Origin of the sequence: Mesorhizobium sp. B2-8-1 (genome assembly GCF_006440955.1) — a bacterium.
In the GTDB taxonomy this organism is placed as follows: domain Bacteria; phylum Pseudomonadota; class Alphaproteobacteria; order Rhizobiales; family Rhizobiaceae; genus Mesorhizobium.
Genome location: NZ_VFTX01000005.1, coordinates 274,744 through 295,253, shown reverse-complemented (window position 1 = coordinate 295,253; position 20,510 = coordinate 274,744). Strand labels below are relative to the sequence as shown.

At 62.0% G+C, this 20,510-nt stretch carries 21 protein-coding genes and 1 pseudogene; 7 read left to right on the top strand and 15 right to left on the bottom strand.

Going from position 1 to position 20,510, the window contains the following annotated elements; translation table 11 throughout:
• Nucleotides 1-148 precede the first annotated feature (148 nt).
• The 14 genes from arsH to FJ428_RS15890 all read right to left on the bottom strand — a co-directional run bounded on the left by arsH (nucleotide 149) and on the right by FJ428_RS15890 (nucleotide 13,227).
• Nucleotides 149-841 carry an arsenical resistance protein ArsH gene (arsH, locus tag FJ428_RS15955; protein WP_224518967.1) on the bottom strand — a complete coding sequence of 231 codons (693 nt, stop codon included), beginning with the start codon at nucleotides 839-841 and terminating at the stop codon, nucleotides 149-151.
• A 34-nt stretch (nucleotides 842-875) separates the two neighbouring features.
• Nucleotides 876-1,298, bottom strand: coding sequence for an arsenate reductase (glutaredoxin) (arsC, locus tag FJ428_RS15950; RefSeq protein WP_140879730.1), 423 nt, complete (start codon nucleotides 1,296-1,298; stop codon nucleotides 876-878).
• Complete coding sequence (gene arsB, locus FJ428_RS15945; RefSeq protein WP_181167327.1) at nucleotides 1,295-2,359, bottom strand: ACR3 family arsenite efflux transporter; 1,065 nt, start codon at nucleotides 2,357-2,359, stop codon at nucleotides 1,295-1,297. The genes arsC and arsB overlap by 4 nt, the downstream gene beginning before the upstream one ends.
• A gap of 61 nt (nucleotides 2,360-2,420) precedes the next feature.
• A complete protein-coding gene (locus tag FJ428_RS15940) occupies nucleotides 2,421-2,927 on the bottom strand; it encodes an arsenate reductase ArsC (RefSeq protein ID WP_140879728.1) in 507 nt (168 codons plus the stop codon).
• A 16-nt stretch (nucleotides 2,928-2,943) separates the two neighbouring features.
• The gene (locus FJ428_RS15935; protein WP_140879727.1) at nucleotides 2,944-3,276 is read right to left on the bottom strand and encodes a helix-turn-helix domain-containing protein; all 333 of its coding nucleotides are present in this window, start codon (nucleotides 3,274-3,276) and stop codon (nucleotides 2,944-2,946) included.
• 135 nt (nucleotides 3,277-3,411) lie between these two features.
• Nucleotides 3,412-4,011 (bottom strand): nitroreductase, encoded by a 600-nt coding sequence (locus tag FJ428_RS15930; RefSeq protein WP_140879726.1) that lies wholly within the window; start codon nucleotides 4,009-4,011, stop codon nucleotides 3,412-3,414.
• Between the two features lie 12 nt (nucleotides 4,012-4,023).
• Nucleotides 4,024-5,301: a gephyrin-like molybdotransferase Glp gene (gene glp, locus FJ428_RS15925; protein ID WP_140879725.1), complete on the bottom strand. Its 1,278-nt coding sequence runs from the start codon at nucleotides 5,299-5,301 to the stop codon at nucleotides 4,024-4,026.
• A 7-nt stretch (nucleotides 5,302-5,308) separates the two neighbouring features.
• Complete coding sequence (locus FJ428_RS15920; protein ID WP_140879724.1) at nucleotides 5,309-5,689, bottom strand: cytochrome c family protein; 381 nt, start codon at nucleotides 5,687-5,689, stop codon at nucleotides 5,309-5,311.
• Between the two features lie 94 nt (nucleotides 5,690-5,783).
• Nucleotides 5,784-8,321, bottom strand: a complete 2,538-nt coding sequence (locus FJ428_RS15915; RefSeq protein ID WP_140879723.1) for an arsenate reductase (azurin) large subunit — start codon at nucleotides 8,319-8,321, stop codon at nucleotides 5,784-5,786.
• Nucleotides 8,322-8,335: 14 nt separating this feature from the next.
• Nucleotides 8,336-8,863 carry an arsenate reductase (azurin) small subunit gene (locus FJ428_RS15910; RefSeq protein ID WP_140879722.1) on the bottom strand — a complete coding sequence of 176 codons (528 nt, stop codon included), beginning with the start codon at nucleotides 8,861-8,863 and terminating at the stop codon, nucleotides 8,336-8,338.
• 155 nt (nucleotides 8,864-9,018) lie between these two features.
• Nucleotides 9,019-10,362: a sigma-54 dependent transcriptional regulator gene (locus tag FJ428_RS15905; protein WP_140879721.1), complete on the bottom strand. Its 1,344-nt coding sequence runs from the start codon at nucleotides 10,360-10,362 to the stop codon at nucleotides 9,019-9,021.
• A complete protein-coding gene (locus FJ428_RS15900) occupies nucleotides 10,352-11,809 on the bottom strand; it encodes a HAMP domain-containing sensor histidine kinase (RefSeq protein ID WP_140879720.1) in 1,458 nt (485 codons plus the stop codon). Before FJ428_RS15900 ends, FJ428_RS15905 begins: the two co-directional genes overlap by 11 nt.
• A complete protein-coding gene (locus FJ428_RS15895; protein WP_224518966.1) occupies nucleotides 11,806-12,645 on the bottom strand; it encodes a PhnD/SsuA/transferrin family substrate-binding protein in 840 nt (279 codons plus the stop codon). The genes FJ428_RS15900 and FJ428_RS15895 overlap by 4 nt, the downstream gene beginning before the upstream one ends.
• A 189-nt stretch (nucleotides 12,646-12,834) precedes the next feature.
• Nucleotides 12,835-13,227: a metalloregulator ArsR/SmtB family transcription factor gene (locus tag FJ428_RS15890; RefSeq protein WP_181167310.1), complete on the bottom strand. Its 393-nt coding sequence runs from the start codon at nucleotides 13,225-13,227 to the stop codon at nucleotides 12,835-12,837.
• 278 nt (nucleotides 13,228-13,505) lie between these two features.
• Here FJ428_RS15890 and FJ428_RS15885 point away from each other — a divergent pair, with 278 nt between their 5' ends.
• From FJ428_RS15885 to FJ428_RS15855, 7 genes and pseudogenes are all read left to right on the top strand, one after another.
• Nucleotides 13,506-14,570 (top strand): permease, encoded by a 1,065-nt coding sequence (locus FJ428_RS15885; RefSeq protein ID WP_140879718.1) that lies wholly within the window; start codon nucleotides 13,506-13,508, stop codon nucleotides 14,568-14,570.
• A 23-nt stretch (nucleotides 14,571-14,593) separates the two neighbouring features.
• The gene (locus FJ428_RS15880; RefSeq protein WP_140879717.1) at nucleotides 14,594-14,827 is read left to right on the top strand and encodes a thioredoxin family protein; all 234 of its coding nucleotides are present in this window, start codon (nucleotides 14,594-14,596) and stop codon (nucleotides 14,825-14,827) included.
• Nucleotides 14,828-14,874: 47 nt separating this feature from the next.
• Entirely contained in the window at nucleotides 14,875-15,315 is a 441-nt protein-coding gene (locus FJ428_RS15875) for a rhodanese-like domain-containing protein (protein ID WP_140879716.1), read from the top strand.
• Between the two features lie 97 nt (nucleotides 15,316-15,412).
• Nucleotides 15,413-15,823 (top strand): OsmC family protein, encoded by a 411-nt coding sequence (locus FJ428_RS15870; protein ID WP_181167326.1) that lies wholly within the window; start codon nucleotides 15,413-15,415, stop codon nucleotides 15,821-15,823.
• 203 nt (nucleotides 15,824-16,026) lie between these two features.
• A pseudogene (locus FJ428_RS15865) lies at nucleotides 16,027-17,841 on the top strand (heavy metal translocating P-type ATPase); the annotation flags it as partial.
• 109 nt (nucleotides 17,842-17,950) lie between these two features.
• Complete coding sequence (locus FJ428_RS15860; RefSeq protein WP_224518979.1) at nucleotides 17,951-18,067, top strand: hypothetical protein; 117 nt, start codon at nucleotides 17,951-17,953, stop codon at nucleotides 18,065-18,067.
• A gap of 170 nt (nucleotides 18,068-18,237) precedes the next feature.
• Nucleotides 18,238-19,530: a hypothetical protein gene (locus FJ428_RS15855; protein ID WP_140879714.1), complete on the top strand. Its 1,293-nt coding sequence runs from the start codon at nucleotides 18,238-18,240 to the stop codon at nucleotides 19,528-19,530.
• Nucleotides 19,531-19,908: 378 nt separating this feature from the next.
• Here the strand turns inward: FJ428_RS15855 and FJ428_RS15850 are convergent, their stop codons facing one another.
• Complete coding sequence (locus FJ428_RS15850) at nucleotides 19,909-20,463, bottom strand: Crp/Fnr family transcriptional regulator (protein WP_140879713.1); 555 nt, start codon at nucleotides 20,461-20,463, stop codon at nucleotides 19,909-19,911.
• Between the last annotated feature and the right edge of the window lie 47 nt (nucleotides 20,464-20,510).

The window sequence follows — 20,510 nt, the reverse complement described above, 5'->3', positions numbered from 1 at the left end:
GGCCTCGCGCGGTCGCCGAATCTATAGGGCGGTTCAATTGCCATCGGTTGCCTCCAGAGACAAAGCGACAGGCGATGAATGCCTCCGGTTGCGCCGATAGTCTGCCTACCGCGTGCCGCCCGCCGTCCTGTCTGCGGCAGGACGCGCCTCAGATCGACCGCTGGTTCACCCGCTTGGCTACCTCTTCCGCGCTTTCGACCCGCTCGGAATATCGGTCTGTCAGGTAGCTGGAACGGTCACGCAGGAGCAGCGTGAACTTCATCAGCTCCTCCATCACGTCGACGATCCGGTTGTAGTACGACGACGGCTTCATGCGGCCTGCCTCGTCGAACTCGGCGAAGGCCTTCGCCACTGAGGACTGGTTCGGGATGGTGAACATCCGCATCCAGCGGCCAAGGATGCGAAGCTGGTTGACGGCGTTGAAGCTCTGTGAGCCGCCTGAGACCTGCATGATGGCGAGCGTCCTGCCCTGCGTCGGGCGTACGCCGCCCATCGACAGCGGCAGCCAGTCGATCTGCGCCTTCATCACTCCCGTCATTGAGCCGTGCCGTTCCGGAGAGCACCAGACCTGGGCCTCGGACCAGATCGACAGGTCCCGCAATTCCCTGACCTTGGGGTGATCGGCCGACGTCGAATCCGGCAGCGGCAGGCCCGAAGGATTGAAGATGCGCACTTCGGCGCCCAGCCGGCGAAGGATTCGCGCGGCCTCCTCGGTGGCGAGCCGGGAATAGGAGCGTTCGCGCAGCGAGCCGTAAAGCATCAGCACGCGTGGCCTGTGTATCGAACCCGGCGCGTCGAGCAGTGCTTGCAGGTCGATTGGCCGGAATTGCTCTTCGTCCAAGCTCGGCAAAGAGTCGTCTGCCGTCGGGTCCCGATCAGGCAATGCGCTTGCCCTTGGTGTCGACGACGACCTCGCCATCCTCCTTTACTAACGGCCCGATATTGGGGTTGGGCAGGATGTCGAGAACCGCTTCCGAAGGCCGCGCGAGGACGACGCCGAGACGCGTCACCACGATCGGCCGATTGATCAGGATCGGATGCGCCAGCATGAAATCCAGGATCTCGTCGTCGGTCCACTTGGGATTGCCGAGATCGAGTTCGGCGTAAGGGGTGCCCTTCTCGCGCAGTAGATCGCGGGGTTTCTTCCGCATCGCAGCGATCAGTTCGATGAGCTTTTCGCGCGATGGCGGGTTCTTCAGATACTCGATCACTTGCGGCTCTTCGCCGGACTGCCGGATCATGGCCAGCGTGTTCCGGGAGGTGCCGCAATCAGGGTTGTGGTAGATGGTGATCGTCATTTCGCGGCCGTCTCCGTTGACATGGTCTTCTTGACGGCGGCGCCCTGCTCGTACCAGCCCCTGCTGCGGTTGACGATCCACACCACCGACAGCATCACGGGCACCTCGATAAGCACGCCGACCACGGTCGCCAGCGCCGCGCCCGAATTCAGCCCGAACAGGGCGATCGCCGCCGCCACCGCCAGTTCGAAGAAGTTCGACGCGCCGATCAGCGCCGATGGCCCGGCCACGCAGTGCCGCTCGCCGGAGGTGCGGTTGAGCAGATAGGCGACGCCGGAATTGAAATAGACCTGGATCAGGATCGGCACCGCAAGCAGCGCGATCACCAGCGGCTGGGCGATAATCTGCTCGCCCTGGAAGCCGAACAGCATCACCAGCGTCGCCAGCAGGGCTACCAGCGACAAGGGCTGCAGCGCGGCGAGCAGCGCATCGAGCCCGCCCTGCCCCTTCGCCGCCAGCAGCCGGGCGCGAACCAGCTGCGCGACGATCACCGGCAGGACGATGTAGAGCGCCACCGACAGCACCAGCGTGCCCCACGGCACGGTGATTGCCGAAAGACCGAGCAGCAGGCCGACGATGGGCGCGAAGGCGACGATCATGATCGCATCGTTGAGCGCGACTTGCGACAGCGTGAAATTCGGCTCGCCGCGCGTCAGATTCGACCACACGAACACCATTGCCGTGCATGGCGCGGCGGCGAGAATGATCAGCCCGGCAATGTAGGAATCGACCTGTGCTGCGGGCAGCCAGGGCCGAAACAGCCAGCCGACAAAGAGCCAACCCAGAAGCGCCATCGAGAACGGTTTCACGGCCCAGTTGATGAACAGTGTCACGGCTATGCCGCGCCAGTAAGTGCCCACCTTGGCGAGCGAGGCGAAATCGACCCGCAACAGCATCGGCACGATCATCAGCCAGATCAGCACGGCGACAGGAATGTTGACCCTGGCGATTTCGGCCGCCGCGATGGCGCCAAAGGCTCCCGGCAGCAGATGTCCGAGCGCGACACCCGCAACGATGCATAGCGCCACCCACACTGTCAGGTACTTCTCGACGAAGCCGATGCCGGGCCTCGGCGCCTCGGCAGCGTTCAGAACGTGATCGGTCATGATGGGGTTCCTTGGCTCAGCCGGCCTTCGGCAGGTTGCGCCCGATCTCGTCCAACCGCTTCTGCAGGGCAAGATTGTCGACCGTGTTCATGGGCAGACTGACAAAGATCGAAATCCGGTTGTTGAGCATGCGATAGGCTTCAGCAAACGCCAGATGCTTTTCGGCGTCCGTGCCTTCCGCGGCCGCAGGATCAGGCACGCCCCAATGGGCCGTCATCGGCTGGCCTGGCCAGACCGGGCAGGATTCGTTGGCCGCGTTGTCGCAGACGGTGAACACGAAGTTCATCTCAGGCGCGCCGGGAACGGCAAATTCTTCCCAACTCTTGGAGCGAGCGAATGAGGTGTCATAGTTGAGATTCTTCAGAAGCTGGAGCGCAAATGGATGAACCTCGCCTTTCGGCTGCGATCCGGCCGAATAGGCCTTGAACTTTCCGGCGCCGACGCGGTTCAGGATCGCTTCGGCAAGGATCGACCGGGCCGAATTGCCGGTGCAAAGGAAAAGGACATTGTAGGGCTGGCTCATTGGCTGCGTCTCCTTTCTAGCAGTTGCAGGTCACAGCCTGGATGACTGGCTGACAAAGCTCCGGCGCACCGTTGCAACAGTCCTCCATGAGGTACGCAAGGAGATCGCGAAAACCGGTCATGTCGGCAACATAGCGGATGGTGCGCCCCATACGCACGGATCGGACGAGGCCGGCATGTTCAAGAATCTTCAGATGCGCCGACATGGTGTTCTGGACCGTCCCGAGCCGTGAGGCGATCTCGCCCGCCGGAATGCCTTCCGGCCCGGCGCGCACGAGCAGCCGAAAAACTTCGAGCCGGGTGTCTTGGCCAAGGGCTCCGAGGGCCTCTGTAGCATGCTTCTTATCCATATGGCGAGGTATCCACATATGTAGAAATATAAGGCATAGCTAGCAGGAGGATCATTGGTTTGTAAAGACCCGCCTATCGGATTGGACAGTTTCGTCCTCGAACAGTCCCTTTCACGCGAGGGGCGATTTGCCTGATCAGTCGGTGGCATGAATCCGCGGATGCCAGCCAGCGATCACGCTTTCGGGAACCGCGCGTTCAAGGGACGGACGCGCTCCGGCGTAAGTACCGATGGCAATGAAACCTACCAAATTCTCGTGAGGTCCGAGCCCGAACGATCGGACGAGGGCGCTTGTGCTGACCTTCTTGCCGCTGACGATCATGGCGCTGAAGCCGAGATCCTCGGCCGCGAGCAGCATGTTCTGGATCGCGGCTCCGATCGAAATCCACTGTTCGCTTTCGGGTATCACCGGATGTGCTGTTTCGACGCGGCCGACAACCGCGATCAGGCACGGGGCGTTGTAGGCCTTTTCCGCCTCGCGCTTTGCGGAGTCACCGAAATTGTTCGGGTCAAGTTCGAGCGCCGCGTCATGGAATGCAGAGGCCAACGCTTCGCGATCCTCATCGTGGATGAAGATGAACCGCCACGGTCGCAGACGGCCGTGGTCCGGCGCAGCAACGGCAGCCTCCACCATAAGCCGGATCTGTCGTTCGTCCGGACCAGGCGCAGTCAGTCTTCGCGGCGAAATCGAACGCCGCGCAAGAATTGCATTGATGATGGGATTCTCTCCGGCCATCGCCGTCGAAACCTACTGGCAACAGAAGGATTCAAAGCGCAGCGGCATGCCGCGCTCGATCGAGCCGACGTCAGGCGGAAGCATGGCGATGCCATCAGCGAGAGCCATCGCCATGAGACTTGCCGACGAGCCACGACCGAGCATATCCAGAACGGGACGTCCGAATTCGTCACGGCCCGTAACCCGGACAGGAACGAACTCGGTCCGCCCGAGCCGTTTCTCATAGGCAAATCCTGCCACCGCCGGTGACCAGTCAGCTTCCACGCTGCGCAGTCCCGCGATCGCCCGGATCGCTGGCAGCGCGATCTGGCGAAAGGTCACCAGAGCAGCGTTAGGATTGCCGGGGAGTCCAGCGAACAGCATTGTCCCGGTCATTCCGATCTTCACGGGCTTTCCCGGCCGCATTGCCACCTTGAGAATATCCAGCGTGCCACCGCGCTGTCCGAGCGCCGCCACGACGTGATCCTCTTCGCCTGCGGAAACGCCACCTGTGGTGACGAGTACGTCGCAACGCGACGCCGCTTCGCCGAATGTCTCAGCCAGCGCGTCGCGCCGATCGGGAACGATGCCGAAGTCAATGATCTCGGCCCAGGAAGCTGCCGACAGCATTGCCCGGATCATGACACGGTTGGAATTGTAGATCTGTCCGGGATCGAGGATCTCACCGGGTTCCTTCAGTTCGGTCCCCGTGGAGATCAGGCCGATGCGAACCTTCCGGAGCACCTCCACCTCGGCCATTCCCTGACCCGCCAAAAGCGCAAGCCGTTGAGGCGACAGTTGGTCTCCATCGCCCATCAGGCGCTTCCCCACCCGCACATCCTCGCCCGCCTTACGAACGTTTTCTCCGCGCCGCGGGAGCCTTGTGATGACGACGGCATCGTTCGTGCGTTGGCAGTGCTCCTGCATGACGACGGCGTCGAACCCTCCGGGCACCGGTGCGCCAGTGAAGATGCGCAACGCTTCTTTCGAAGTGGATGGCTGTTCGGAACAGGACTCACCTGCCGCAATCCTGCCGCTGACCGAAAGCGTCCACGGACCAGGCCCGACGAAATCAGCCAACCTTACCGCGTAGCCGTCCATCGCCGAATTGTCGAACGGCGGCAGGTCGATCGATCCGAAGAGGTCGCGAGCGAGGATCCGGCCCCTCGCCGCCATCAGCGGCACAGGCTCCGTTTCGCGCACGGCCCTGGCGATCGCGACTGCCTTGGCGGCGGCAATATCGACGGAGATGACCCTGCCGGTGGCACCCGCCTGGCAGGTTTCGTTAGTCAGCGCGATGGCAGTTTCCATGGGGCCTCTAATTGGGAATGCTCTTCAGGTATGCAATGACGTTCTGAATGTCCTCAGGTTTTTTCAGCCCGGCGAACGCCATCTTCGTTCCCGGAACCACTGCTTTCGGCTCGACCAGGTATTTGGCAAGCGTCTCCTCATTCCACACCAAACCGCCAGTTCCAGCGTCCTTCATCGCCTTTGAATAGTTGAACCCAGTGACGGTTCCGGCAGTCCTGCCGATCAGACCGCCGAGATGGGGGCCCACCTTGTTGGTCGTGCTGTCGGCCGCGTGGCAGACCGCGCATTTCTTGAAAACCGTTTTGCCTGCTTCAACGTCCTGCGCATTAGCCGCGGTCACACACGCAGTCAGAACGGAGACGGCAACGAAAACGCTTTCGAGCTTCACTCAAATTCCTCCATTTGGAAAGTCAACGAGATCCCAAAGAATCCCACCGCGGGCTACCAAGCCTAGGCCCGCGGAGGAGTGTGTGGGTGAGGTTCTATGAGGCCTGATATTCCAGCGACTTGAACGTCAAATGCTTCACGCCTTCCGGCGCGTCCGAGATCTTTCGGATGTCCGCCCAAGTCTGCTTGTAGTTTGGAATCACCAGCTCATTGACGCCGTCATTGATGACATTGCCCATCACCCCGGTCGGGAATCCGAACAGCATGAAGGTCTCGCCTTTCCTGGCGGTCGGCGTCGGATAGACCATAGCCTGGGTCGAGCCATCGTCGTTGAAGACCTCCACCAGATCACCGGCCTTGACCCCCAGTTCGGCCATGTCGTCCGGGTTCACCTGGATGTAGGGGAACGGCATGCGGTCCATGACGAAGTCGTTGGTCTGATCGAGGAAGGCATTTTGCCATATGAGATTGGCCCGCCCGTTGTTGATCAGATATTTGAACTTCGCCTTTTGCGCGTCCTTGCCGGGTGCTTGGAAGCCGCGCCATGGAGCATCCATGAAGTGGGCTTTGCCGCCGTCCCCGGAAAACACGCCATCCGCGTAAAGGCGCTTCGTGCCGACGATCTTGCCGTCCGCAAAGGCCGTGGCCGGTTCCTGGAAGCCGTTGTTGCCCATGGCTTTCAACCGCTCATAGGTGACGTGCTTGCCGCCGCCAGCGTTCTGATGATAGCCGTCCATGAAGGCGTCTTCTTCCGACTTCCAGTCAAAGCCCTTGAACTGGTCGGCATACTTGGTGTCGCCCATGTCGCGGAGCACCTTCTCCAGATGCTGGGCCAGTCCGGCTGCGATCAGGCAGTCGGGTTTGGCGTTGCCAGGCGGGTCCATATAGCGCTCAACGAGCCTCATGCGGCGCTCGCCATTCATGGAAGTGAGGTTCATCTCGCCCGACTCCGCCGCCGGCAGCCAGACGTGGCTTGCCGCGCCGATCTTCGATGGGATGATGTCGACGTCGACCGAGAACAGACCTCCGGCCTTGATCGCGGCTGTGATCGCCTTGACCATTCCATCGCGGTCGCCATAGGGCACGGCGTTCATCGCATCCTTCACGATGTCCGTGCGCTTTTTGTAGACCATGTTGAACTGGTGGGCATTCAGCGTGGTCTTGTAATGGTCGCAGGCCCAGATGTGGTGGACGCCGCCTTTGCCTTCGATGAGCAACTTGTCGACATAGGCCGCCGGCCTTCCAACATGCGCGTCGGACGGACGCACGTAACCCTCCTGGTGTCCGCCCAGGCGAACTACTCCGCCGCCTTCGCGTCCGATGTTGCCCGTCGCCAGCGCGATGTTCACAAGGGCGCCGTTGGTGCGGTAGTTGTCGTTGCCCCAAATCAGGCCCTTTTCGTAGCCAATCATGGTGCGCCGCCGCTTGCCGCCTTCCTTGGGCATGGCAATCCATTCGGCCGCCTTCACGATATCATCCGCCTTCAGGCCGGTGATCTTGGCAGCCTCGTCGATAGAGAGTTTGCAGCCTTCCACCGCGCCCGAATAGTTGGTCAGGTGACCGGGTTTGCCGTCTGCTTCGCCACGAGCCGGGTAAAGCGCCGGCCGCGGCTTGCCGTCCTGAACCGTGCTGTTCTTGATGAAGTCGTTGTCGGTCCATCCCTTGTCGGAGATGTAGGTGAACAGCGCGTTGAAGAGCGCCAGGTCCGTTCCCGAATTGACGGCGAGATGGAGGACATTGTCCTTCCCGGCTTCCGCCTCGCAAGCGTTTACCGTCACCGTGCGACGGGGGTCGACGATGATGATCCTCGCCGCTGCGTGAGGCTCGTCGGGCATTTGCGCCTTCTTCTTGTCGAGCGTCGCACCCCGCAGGTTGGGTATCCAGTGATTGAGAAAATAGTTGGTCTGGGTCTCGAGCGGGTTCGTCCCAACCGCCACGATCGTATCGGCCAGCTCGGCGTCCTCGTAGCAGTTGTTCAGTTCGCCGACGCCCATGTCGCGGGTGGCGTGGACTTCGGAATTGTAGGCCGGACGGTTATGGATGCGGACATTCTTGATCTTCATCGACCCGAAATAGAGCTTTCCGGTGCCCCAGGTGTTCTCGTAGCCGCCGGCTGAGCCACCATGGTCGAACATGGAGACGAACAGACCATCTTCACCCTGTTCCTTGACCACGGCGGCCGTCACCCTTGCGACGAGGTCGAGCGCGTCGTCCCAGGAGGTCGGCTGCATCTGGCCATATCGCCAGACCATGGGCGAGGTCAGGCGCTGCTGCTGTGTTCCGCGCGTGGCGCTGAAGCGGTTTTCAGCCATGCGGGCGCCACGGATCGATCCCAGTCCGGAATTTACCTCGCAGTCCTTGTCGGGCTTGATGACGATGTGGACATCCTGGCCGTTCTGCTTGACCACATTGTACATGGAGGGCGCATACCAGGCGTCCGTCTCGGCGGCTTGCTGCTGAGAAAGATCGACCGCGAAAGCGTTGGAGGCGGCATCGGTGCCGCCCTGCTTGTTGGCCGGCCACGTGTAGGCGTGATAGCCGCAGCCGACGATGCAGTAGTGGCAAGTGACGTTGTGCTTCTTGGCGTCGGCCGGAACGATCGGCAGACGGTCGATGTGACGTTTGTAAGCCATGATCCGATCCTCCCTTAAAGTACGTTGCTCAGGCGGCCGTAGAGGAGTTCGTCGACTCCCTCGGCATAGATGTCGCCCTTGGCGTCGATGCGCAGCGCGTATTGGGGAAGGTTGGCCGTCGACTGACCCCAGATCTGCTGCCCTCCGGCATCCGCGTCGAAGCGCGAATAGTGGCCAGGACAGTTGAAGGAGTGATCCTCGGCGTTGTAGTTGAGCGGGAATCCCTTGTGTGGGCATACCGTCGAGAACCCGACGATGTCGCCTTCAGCACCGGCGCCGCCTTCCACTTTGGTTCCAAGCTTGAGCAACACGCCGGGCGCATTCTCGTCTGGATAGTTGACCTCCAGGGGTTCGTTGACCTTCAGGTCGGCAACGTTGGCCAGCTTGTTCGAAGGGTATTCGACCAGGGCGAGACCCGGTGCGGCCTTGGCCTGAGCTTGCGCCGGCAATGCCACGGCTGTAGCTATCCCCGCGGCGGCAAATGCCCCTCCCCTCAGAAATTGACGGCGGCCGACGTCGACCAGCTTGTTGCAGCGATCCATGCATTCCTCCCATTGGCGAAGTTTTCTCCGCCAGGAGCCTTGCAACACCCGTGCCAAGCGAGCAGGTCGCCCATTTCATTAGGGAAAGTGCATTGAACCATCCGGCTGGCCGTTCACGACGTTCGGAATTCCGAACATGTTGCAGCGCCGAAGGTTCAGCTTTCCGAACGCGGCCCCTCTGCAAGGCCAAAGCGGGTCATTTTTTGCCACAGCGTCGTCCTGGATATGGCAAGCAGGCCGGCCGCCTTGGCGATCTGTCCGCCAGTCTCTTCGAGGGCGCGCTCGATCTGACGGCGCTCAGCGGCGTCGCGAACATCGGCGAGCGGCGCGAACGATGCGCTGACCGTCCTGGCCGCATGTTCGGGGAACAGGTCGCAGGGCATGATCCATTCGCTGGTCGACAGGGCCACGGCGCGTTCCACGCGGTTTCTGAGTTCCCGAACATTGCCAGGCCAGGGATGGGCAAGTGCGGCCTCCTCGGCCAGCGCGCTGAACCCGCGAATGCGCACATCTGAACGGCTGACCGCGTTTTCGAGGAACCGGTCCATGAGCCAGTCGATGTCTTCCGGTCGCTGTCTGAGCGGCGGGATCTCCACCGGCAGGACCGCCAGCCGGAAATACAGGTCCTCGCGGAAGCCCATAGCTCCGCCGCGAACCGCAAGATCCCGATGCGTCGCGGTCACGATACGCGCGCCTAGAGCAACCGGCGCTTCGCCGCCGACGCGATGGAAGCTCCCTTCCTCGATCAGCCGAAGCATCTTTGCCTGAAGCGACAGCGGCATGTCGCCGATCTCGTCCAAGAACAACGTGCCTTTCCCTGCCCGTTCCGCATAGCCGAGATGACGCCGCTGCGCCCCCGTAAAGGCGCCCTTCTCGTGACCGAAGATCTCGCTTTCGAGCAGCTCCGCAGGAATGGCCGCGCAGTTCACCGACACGAACGGTTCGGAGCTTCGCGGCGATATCTGGTGGAGAAGCCGTGCCGCCACCTCCTTGCCGGCTCCGGTTTCCCCGGTGATCAGGACCGGCATGTCGTGTCGCGCATAACGATGCAGAAGGTCTTCCACGGACTGGATGGCGCGCGACTCGCCGAGAAAATAGCCTTTCAGCCTAAGCTCGGCGTTCGTGGTCCTGCGCCCCGCCTCGATGCGCCGCAGGAACTCGTCCATGGCGAAGGGCTTGGTCATGAAATCGACCGCGCCCGACCGCATCAGCCGCACCGCCTGGTCGACCTCGCCGAACCCGGTGACGAACATGAACGGCGGCGCGTTCGCGATCTTGGCCACGGCATTGAAGACCAGCTCGCCGGAAATGTCGGGCAACCTTATGTCGCAGATGATGAGATCGAGCGTACCCGCAACAGCAGATATGCCGTTGATCGCCTCGCCTCCCGACTGCCACCACGTCACTTGCCAACCTTCGAGCTCTAGGCGCTGAAGGATCGATCCGCCCATGACGGGATCGTCCTCCACAAGTCCTATCCGTGCGCGCTCAGGCAGCATTGGCTTTGGCGGTCTCCCCACCGAAGGGAATTTCGAGCGTGACCGCCGTCCCTCCGTTTTGTTTGGCAGTGATATTGGCCCTGCCGCCAAGATCGTCAACTACGCGGCGGACCATCCACAGACCGAGACCCCGGCCAGCCCGGACCGCAGGGCCAGGGTCACCGTGCGTGAGTATTGCGGCGATGTCCGGCGACATTCCGGGGCCTTGGTCGCCGATTTCGATGCACAATCGGTCGTCCCTGCTCCCTGCCTTCAATGAGACTACTCCTCCCTCCGGCGTTACTGTACTCGCATTGAGCAGCAGGTTGAGCACGGCCTGGCGGACGGGACCTCCTTTGATCGGAATCTCCCCAGCACCGTTCCATGCCATGTCCCATTCCAGGTGCTGCCGTCGGCGGCGCAGTTCTGGCTTGAGCAAAAGGCGGACATCATCGAAGTCTTCCGCGGTGAGAAGCCGTTGCGATCGCTCTGGACGGTAGGTCGCTAGCGCCGCCTCGACGACGTCGCGAATGCCGGCGAGGCCGCGCTCGATCAGGCTGATCGACGTATCGCGGACGCCAGGGGTTTCGCCATGGGTCTTCAACGTATCCAGGGCATTGAAGAGGCCCCCCAAGGGGTTGTTGATTTCGTGGGCCATTCCGGATGCCAGCCGACCCAGGCTTGACAGCTTTTCTTCTTCGGCAAGCTGCATAGCGAAGTTCGCGCGCTCGCGTTCGGCATGGACGAGCGTGTTGTAGCCGCGAAATAGCCCGGCGACTTCTGCATCTCCCTCCGGGATGTCGCTGGACGCAATCGGCTCGGCTGCCCCGTGCGCCGCCGAGCGCATATGGTTCTCAAGGACTCGCATCGGGGCAATCATCCTCCGCACGAGCAGGAAGCCGCCGAGGGAAAACAGGAGGGCCAGAACGCCGTTCGTCACCAGCAGCGTGACCAGGATCTCGCGCCGCTCGGCGAACAGGTGAGACACGTCGAAAGTGGCATGAATGGCGCCGATGGGATGACCTTGATAGATCAGCTCCCGCTTGGCGAAGCCCGTCAGCGTGGAACCGTCGATCGTCACGATCCCGGGACCGTAGCGGTTCAGGTAGCTGTCCGGCAGCTGCGAGAACGTGGCCATTCGGGTCGGATCGGTCGCTGCGAGGACCCGACCGTCCGCCCCGTTGACGACAGTTTCGATCGGAGACAACGCCTTGTAGGACGACGAAGACCTGTCGAGCGCATCGTACACCTCCCAGACGTCGCCCCTCAGCACCGCCGGCACGACCGCCGACGACAGGCCATCGAGGTATGTCTCCGCGAGCCCGTCCAGAAAACTCTCCTGCGTCCTGGATAAGCGGTCGAGAACGCGTTCGGAGATCGCGGCGCTGATCACCACCATGAGGAGCGCCACCAGCGCGGGCACGCGATAGGAGACAGGGATCGAACGCAGGCGCCGGAAGAGGTTCATCCGAACTGCCTCACGATTTCGACTTCGGCCGCGATCGTGTCGAAGAGCGAGGGGTCGGTTGCCAGAAATCCGTCCAGTCGAAGAAGGTCGAGAACTTTCTGTCCCTCGGGATCGCCCTTCATGGAAACGAGCGCCTGCCGCAGGGCCTTCACCCTCGCATCGCCTGCCAAGGATTTAGGCGAAGCTACCGGAGGAAATCCCAGCCATTCCGAACTGCGGACGATTCTGGTTTGCCTGATCAGATCGGGCTCTGTCTCGCGCATCACCTCGTAGACGTAGCCGTCGACACTGCCCGATTGCGCCAGGCCAGAAGCAACCGCCCGGACGACATTGCGGTGCCCATAAGTAAAAAAGTTCCGCGAAAAGAAAGCCTCGGGCAAGAGCTTGTTCTTCGCGAGAAGCGTCCGGGTGACCAGGAAGCCCGAATTCGAATCCGGGTCCGAGAATGCATGGACATCGCCCTTAAGCCCGGTCCAGTCTTCGACGACGCGGTCGGCAGATGCAATCAGGTAGGATTGGTATAGCGGTCTGCCGAGCCAGACTGGCGTTGCGACCAGATCGAGGTTGGCTTTGAACTGGACGTAGGGATAGCCGCAAATCCAGGCTGAATGGATCTCGCCCGACACGAGCAGCGCGGTGATCTCCTGGTAGGTCCGACGTGTCACCAGTTCGACAGGGCCGCCGAGTTTGGACGACAGGAACGTCTGCAAATGGCCGAGAAGTTCGAGGTCGTTCGAGAGGAAGACCGGTGTCAGGCCAAACTTGAACGCAACGTCCTCTGCCGAAGCGCTCGAACGGAACGCGAGCGAGGCTGCCCCCGCTAGCGCCCCCTTCAAAAGGGTTCGCCGGTTCGGTGGATTGCCTTGCCGCACGCAATGCCGCGCATCACGAGTCAAGTATTCCTCCCAATGGCGGCCATTTGGTCGCCAGGACGACCATATTCGATAAATGGCAGCGTGGCGACAGTTAGGCGCGCCTCGGCCACTGACCACAGGAACGCCAGTTTCGACGCGCCACCAGATCCGTCAGCCGCGTTCGCCTGCCAAGACAGGTAATTGCCGATGGTGACGCGGACGCCTGTTCGATGGCGAGGGCCCGTCGGGGGCACCGGCCATCCGATTAAGATCATTCTGGTGCTCTGGCTCCAACTCGATCCCGTCAAGCGCGCCATTGACAACCGTTTGTGCCCAGTCGGGGAGATCGGCGATGCGGTAGAGCATCCATTGGGCGTCTCGCCGCTGAGCCACGACACCAGCCTCACGCAAGACCGCGAGATGCTTCGAAACGCTTGGCTGGGATGTCTGCAGCGCGTGGGTAAGCTGGCACACGCATGCCTCCCCATGTGCCGAGATCAACGCCAGAGCCCGAAGGCGCAGCGGCTCCGAAATCGCGGAGAGCAGGGCAAGTCGCTGTTTCATGCAGATCATATAGTTCCACGTGCATATCCCCGCAACGGCATATGCGTTCCACTGTTCCTGGGCTTTCCCGAGGCATTCCTGGTCGGATCTGCGTTTGATCCACCGCAACGACGTGGCGTGGCGGCCAACGTAAAGCCTCAACGGCGCGGCCAATAATCTTGTATATGCCCTTGAAGGAATATACCGACGGAAGCATATACAAACCTCGGAAGGTTCGCAGTGGATAGAGCTAAGCCCAACAGGATGTGCTTATCCCGCGTCACAGACAGGTAAGTCGCATGAGCACAGAACAGTCGTTTACCCTGCCCGAGCGCCCAAATGAGCCCTCGCCAGCCCTTTGGCTTACAGCAGGTGCAGGCGCCGTGGTCCTTTGGTTTGCCGCCTATGCCCAGCTGGTTCCGCTGTCGGACTGGATTGTTGCCCTGCTTCCTCTCGAACCCGGTTCGCATCTTCAAGAGGCGATAAGGTTCTTCGCCTATGACACGCCGAAGGTTTTGATGCTCCTGGCGCTGGTGGTCTTCGCCATGGGCGTGGTTCGCAGTTTCTTCTCGCCGGAACGGACCCGAGCCTTGCTGGCGGGTCGGCGCGAGGGGATAGGCAATGTCGCGGCCGCCAGCCTCGGCATATTCACGCCGTTCTGCTCCTGCTCGGCTGTGCCGCTCTTCGTCGGCTTCGTCTCGGCGGGAGTGCCGCTCGGCGTGACGTTCTCATTCCTGATCGCGGCCCCGATGATCAACGAAGTCGCTCTCGGCCTGCTCTTCGCGCTGCTGGGATGGAAGGTCGCGCTGACTTACCTGGCCTTCGGCCTGGCTGTCGCGATCGTGTCCGGCTGGGTCATCGGAAAGCTGCATCTCGAGGGCTGGCTGGAGGAATGGGTCCGCAACGTCCGGTCCGGTGCCGTCGATCTTCCGGCCGACCAGTTGACCGCCGTCGGCCGCATCAAGACTGGCCTCGAAGCCCTCCGCGACATCGTCGGCAGGGTGTGGATCTGGATCATCGCGGGCATCGCCGCCGGGGCCTTCATCCACGGCTACGTGCCATCGGATCTCCTTGCCTCGATCATGGGTAAGGACGTCTGGTGGTCTGTGCCGGCCGCCGTTCTCCTTGGTATCCCGATGTATTCGAACGCGGCAGGGATCATCCCGGTGGTCGAGGCCCTTCTCGGCAAGGGTGCGGCGCTCGGCACGGTGCTCGCCTTCATGATGTCGGTGATCGCGCTGTCGCTGCCCGAGATGATCATCCTGCGCAAGGTCCTGAGCGTAAAGCTGATCGCCGTCTTCATCGGCGTGGTCGCCTTGGGAATCCTGGCTGTCGGCTTCCTGTTCAACATGATTTTCGGCTGAAGAACCAAGAAAGGCGCCAACCCATGAAAGAGATCAAGGTCCTCGGACCCGGCTGCGCGAACTGCAAGAACACGACCTCGCTGATCGAGCGCATCGCCCAGGAAAAAGGCGTGCCCATCTCCTTGGCCAAGGTCGAGGAACTCCGCGAGATCATGAGCTACGGCATCATGTCGACGCCAGGCGTCGTGGTCGACGGCAAAGTTGTCCACGCCGGCGGCGTGCCGAGCCGCGAGAAGGTCGAACTGTGGCTGGCATGACGCGGCAGCCACTCGCAACCCAAAACCCCAACCTAAGGATTGCCGCTATGCCTAATGAAGCCAGACAGATCTGTCCTACCACGACAAGGCGCCGGGTCGCCGAAGGCGCACTGCTGCTCGACGTCCGCGAACAGGCGGAGATCGACCGGCTCGCATTCGACGTTCCCAACATCATTCGGATACCGCTTGGGGAACTGGAGAAGCGCTACGTGGAGCTGCCGCGTGACCGCGAGCTGGTGCTCGCATGCCAGAGCGGAGGCCGGAGTCTCAAGGCCACCTATTTCCTGATGTTCCAGGGGTTCGACAAGGTCGCCAACATGGAAGGCGGCATGGCCAAATGGGCCAGCAAGGGATTTCCCGTCAAAGGCGAAGCCTCCTCGCAACAGCCAGGGGCACATGATGCTGGTGGATGCGGCTGCGGAACGTCCCCGTCGGGGGAAGGCTCCTGTTGCGGGTCCGCGGCGCCGGGAGAACCCTCATGCTGTTGAACGTTCGCCTCCCCTGCGGCCAAGCTCGCATGCCAGGCAATATGCCGGCGCTGCGAAACCATCGATAAGGAGTTCGAAGGTGGGAGAGCCAAGCAAACTGCTGAGCTACAATGTCACCGCGCATCGCGTCGATGCGCATGGTGCCCTAGCGAACACCAAGGACGCCGAGATCGTCCTCGATACCGACATTGCGGGACGTCGCGACGCCTTCAATCCTGCCGAGCTGTTTCTTGCGGCGATCGCCGCCTGCATGGTCAAAGGCATCGAGCGCGTGAGCCCGATGCTGAAATTCGAGCTGCGCGGCGTCGAGGTGCGCCTGCATGGGGAGCGCCAGGACGCTCCGCCCAAGATGGTGTCGGTGGACTACGAACTGATCGTCGACACCGACGAAAGCGACCCGCGGCTTGCGCTGCTTCACACCAACGTCCGCAAATACGGGACGATCTCCAACACCGTGGCGGAGGCGACGAAGCTCGAAGGCACCATCCGCCGCAAGGCGGCGGCGTGAACGTCAGGGTCGAACCAGTCGCAGCGCAATCGCCCGCTGAAACGGCGCATGAGCATGACGGTGCTCAAGGCGGCCTTCTTGGCGGACGCGCGGAACTCCTCTCATCGCTTTCCTGCGGGCTAACCCTCGCAGCAGGCTGGTTGTCCGAGGGTTACGTGCCCGTGGAGGCCACGCTTGGGCTCTATGGCCTCGCTTACGCCCTAGGCGGCTTCTTCACCTTGCGTGAAGCGGTAGAGAACCTCTGGCATGGCCGATTCGACATCGATACGCTGATGCTCGTCGCCGCCGCGGGCGCGGCAGCGCTCGGTCAATGGGCGGAAGGCGCGCTCCTCCTGTTCCTGTTCAGCCTCGGACATTCCCTGGAGCACTACGCCATGGGAAGGGCCAGCGGGGCGATCCATGCGTTGGGGCAGATTGCCCCGAAACTGGCTACACGGCGCACCGGGGACGCGCTGGAGGAGGTTTCCGTAACCGTTCTCCAGGTCGGGGACATCGTGGTAGTCCGGCCCAATGAACGCCTGCCCGCTGATGGCGTTGTCATCGCTGGACTGAGCAGCGTCGATCAGGCGCCTGTCACCGGAGAAAGCATGCCCGCCGACAAGCGGCCGATCGACGGCTCGGTCCCCTTGCCGGACTTCGATAAACTCGCCGACGACCATCGTGTCTTCGCCGGCACCATCAACGGCTCGGGTTCACTCGAGATCAAGGTCGCCAAATTGGCGGGCGAGACGACGCTTGCCCGCGTCGTTCGCATGGTGGCGGAAGCCGAGGCGCAGCGCTCGCCTACCCAACGGTTCACCGATCGCTTTGCGCGTATCTTCGTGCCGGCGGTCCTCGTCTCTGTCGGTGCCCTGATGCTCGCCTTCATGGTCTTCGACGAACCCTTCGGCGAAAGCTTCTATCGCGCCATGGCGGTTCTGGTCGCCGCCAGTCCCTGCGCCCTGGCGATCTCGGTGCCGAGCGCTGTCCTGAGCGGTGTGGCGCGGGCTGCGCGCGGCGGAGTGCTTGTCAAGGGAGGCGGTCCTCTGGAGAACTTGGGGTCGCTTGCGGTTCTCGCCTTCGACAAGACAGGAACGCTGACCGAAGGCAAGCCCCGGCTGACCGACGTGATGCCTGCGCCGGGCATAGACGAAGAAACGCTTCTAGGCATCGCGGTCGCCATTGAGCGCGGCAGCGACCATCCCCTTGCCGCCGCCGTGGTGCGAGACGGAATCGAGCGGCTGGGAGGGGTTGAGATCAAGACCGCGACTTCGATCGAAAGCCTCAACGGCAGCGGCATCCAAGGCGTCATCGACGGGAGCCCCGCAGTCCTCGGCAAGCCGCAATTTTTCCTGGCGAGATTCGCTTTATCCATTCCGGCTTCTGTCACTGGCACGGCGGCGGAGCTCGAGAGCGCGGGCCGTACGGTCATCATGGTTCGGCATGGCGAGACCTACCTCGGTGTCCTGGGACTCATGGACACGCCTCGGACAGGCGCCCGGGAGGTGATCGCCAGGCTCCGGACGCTTGGCATCCGGCGCATCATCATGCTTTCGGGCGATAACCAGAGCGTCGCTGACAACGTGGCGCGCGACCTTGGCATCGACGAAGCCAGAGGCGGACTGATGCCGGAGGACAAGGCAGGGATCGTCAAGGCAATGCTCGCGCAGGAAGGCAAGGTCGCGATGATCGGCGATGGGGTCAACGACGCGCCGGCGATGGCCAACGCCACTGTTGGCATAGCCATGGGAGCGGCCGGCTCGGATGTCGCGTTGGAGGCGGCCGACGTGGCGCTGATGGCCGACGACCTCGGACATCTCCCCTTCGTGCTGGGGCTCAGCCGTCGCACCAGTGCCGTGATCCGCCAGAACCTCTGGATCAGCCTCGGCATGGTCACTCTGCTTGTGCCCGCCGCTCTCTTTGGCCTGCCGATCGGAGCAGCCGTGGTCTTCCACGAAGGATCGACAGTGCTGGTGGTGCTCAACGCGCTGCGCCTGCTGGCATACGCCGCGCCGCGCGACCTACAGGCCGCCGTGTGATCTGCATCAAAGCCCGGGCCACAGCATTCCTGTTATCTTCCAGCTACTCTGTTCGAGGTGAACCATGTGAAAGCGCGATGTCGTCCTCTGCTCTCCGGGCCGATCCGCAATAGGCACCTACAACGGCAGCCTCAAGTCGACGCCGGCCGTGAAACTCGGCGCGGCTGTCGTGCGCGAGACGCTGACCCGTACGAAGGTCGACCCGGCGAAGCTGAATTCCGGGTGATGAGCAATGTGGTTCAGGCGGGCAACAAGATGGCCTTGCGATGACCGCAAGATCGTGACCGTAACTCGAACGGCAAAGCGAGCGGGCCGTGTGTGAACCCCTGGGCTTTCAAGCAACCTTCCGAGGTCGTTGGATCTGAGCGGCAGCCCCGCGCCCGGCAGCGAGGAGACATGATCGTGCATACAGTTCCCAACGTATCGGAAGCGAGCCGGGCCATATCGACCCGGCTCAACCGAAACTGCTTTTGCATCACCCTCGACCGACTTGCACTTTACACTGCGCTCGATCAGGAGGTCGGCGACCCCGGCTTCTGCGAAGCGTTCATGAAGTCGCGACCAAATCTGTTCTCGAATGTTCCGGTCTTCCTCGCCGCGTCCGTCCTTGGGGAGATGAGCGGAATCGTTGACGCCATCGAATGCGCGACGAAATTGACCGCCTACCGCGATGCCGTTCTCTCGTGGGCCCCTGCAATCGCGCAGCGGGATTTTGGTCCGGCCGGCGCGCTGATGGGCTACGACTTCCATCTCGACGATGATGGTCCCAAGCTCATCGAAGTGAACACCAACGCCGGTGGTGCTTTCCTCAATGCGTTCCTGGCGAAGGCCCAGAAAGCCTGCTGCGCCGAAGTCGAACAGGGGCTGATCAGCGCCAGGGAGGACAAATTCGAGACCGGGGTCGTTGCGATGTTCAGGAATGAATGGCGACGCCAGCTCGATACGGAATCGCCGCGACGGATCGCAATCATCGATGATCGGCCCGAGGAACAGTATCTCTATCCTGAATTCGTGCTGGCCAGGCAGCTGCTGGTGAAACACGGTATCGATGCCGTGATCGGAGATGCGAGCGAACTGCAATATCGTGGTGGCAGGCTATGGCTCGGAGGACAGGAGATTGACCTCGTATACAATCGCCTGGTCGACTTCGCGCTCGATCTGCCAGAGCATGCAGCGCTCAAAGAAGCCTATCAACACGGCGCGGTGGTGGTCACGCCTAATCCGCACAATCATGCGCTTTTCGCGAGCAAGCGCAACTTGACCCTGTTGTCCAAGCCGGAGGTTTTCGAAACTTTTGGTCTATCCCCAGAGATGCGCTTGCGGCTCGCCGGCGGCGTTCCGCGGACGACGCTGGTCACACCTGAAAATGCTGACGCGCTTTGGCAATCCCGCAAGGATCTATTTTTCAAGCCACTTTCCGGCCACGGGGGCAAGGCGGTCTATCGCGGCGACAAGGTCACAAGAGGGGTATGGGTCGAAATCGCCAGGGGCGGCTATGTGGCCCAGGCCTTTGCCGCGCCTGGGCAGCGCATGATCGAGATTGATGGGTCACTTGCACCTCGCAAAATGGACGTGCGGCTCTACGTTTACGATGGCCGGCTGGTGCTCGCGGCTGCGCGCCTCTACCAAGGGCAGACCACAAACTTCAGGACGCCAGGCGGCGGGTTTGCTCCCGTCTTGTTAATCTGAATAAGAAATTGTCTGGAGGCGATCTGCGGACGGCCCTCAACCGGGTGTCCGTGCCGCGCTTGAGTGCTGGCTTTGGGAGCAACGCTCACCCGTTGCGGCGGGTCATCGGGCGCAGCGCTTCCGCCGAAAACCAACGATCCAGCGCAAATTGCACCAGTTGGCGTCAGCCAGATGGTGCAGAGCAGTGCTCCACTGCATAGGGGGCACCTTGCCTCGCGTAGACATATTCCACCCATGGTCAACCCAGCCCATTGTAATACATAGGAAAACTGGCGCACCCGGCAGAATTCGCGTCTGCGACTTCTGCGTGCGGAGGGCAATGCTGCCGCCGTACGCCGGCGGCGCGAATCTGAGTGTGAGCAGCGTCGGCTGCAGAAATCAAATCGCGTCACGCTTTCGGCGCCGGGCGATTTCGCGATAAAGTGCCTCGGGACTGACACCTACTTCATGGGCCACTGCTGACCAGTGTCCCCTGGTGGGAAGGCGCCCGTGCCAGGACACCCACGCATCGAGGCGGGCGGCGACTGTCTTGAGGGACAATATCTCCGACTGCAGTCGCGCCTGCTGGACCTCGTGTGCGAGATGGCGCGCCCACGCGATCGCCAGCTCTGTGTCTGCCGCGATCCGGGTGAGCAGGCCGGCGCGCGGAATGGCCCAGGTCACGGCAGCAATCTCCGCTCGGGCCGCGCAATGGTAAGAGGATGAATACAATGAGGCTTCGGCCAGGATGGAATTGGTACCCGACCGTTGAAGAATCAGCGCCGTCCCATTGTCCTGATGCCTGACCAGATGAACAACCCCCGAACGCACGACATGGATGAACCGGACGGAATCACCCAGATGAAACACCGGTGATCCCGCCGCGAACTCGATCTCGCGGCCTTCTAGACGGTCGAGCAAGGCGATTAGCGGAGGTGACATGATTTCTATCATGTAGCTTTGCTCAAGGGTGTGGCAAGCATACCTGTCAACGGAGCACT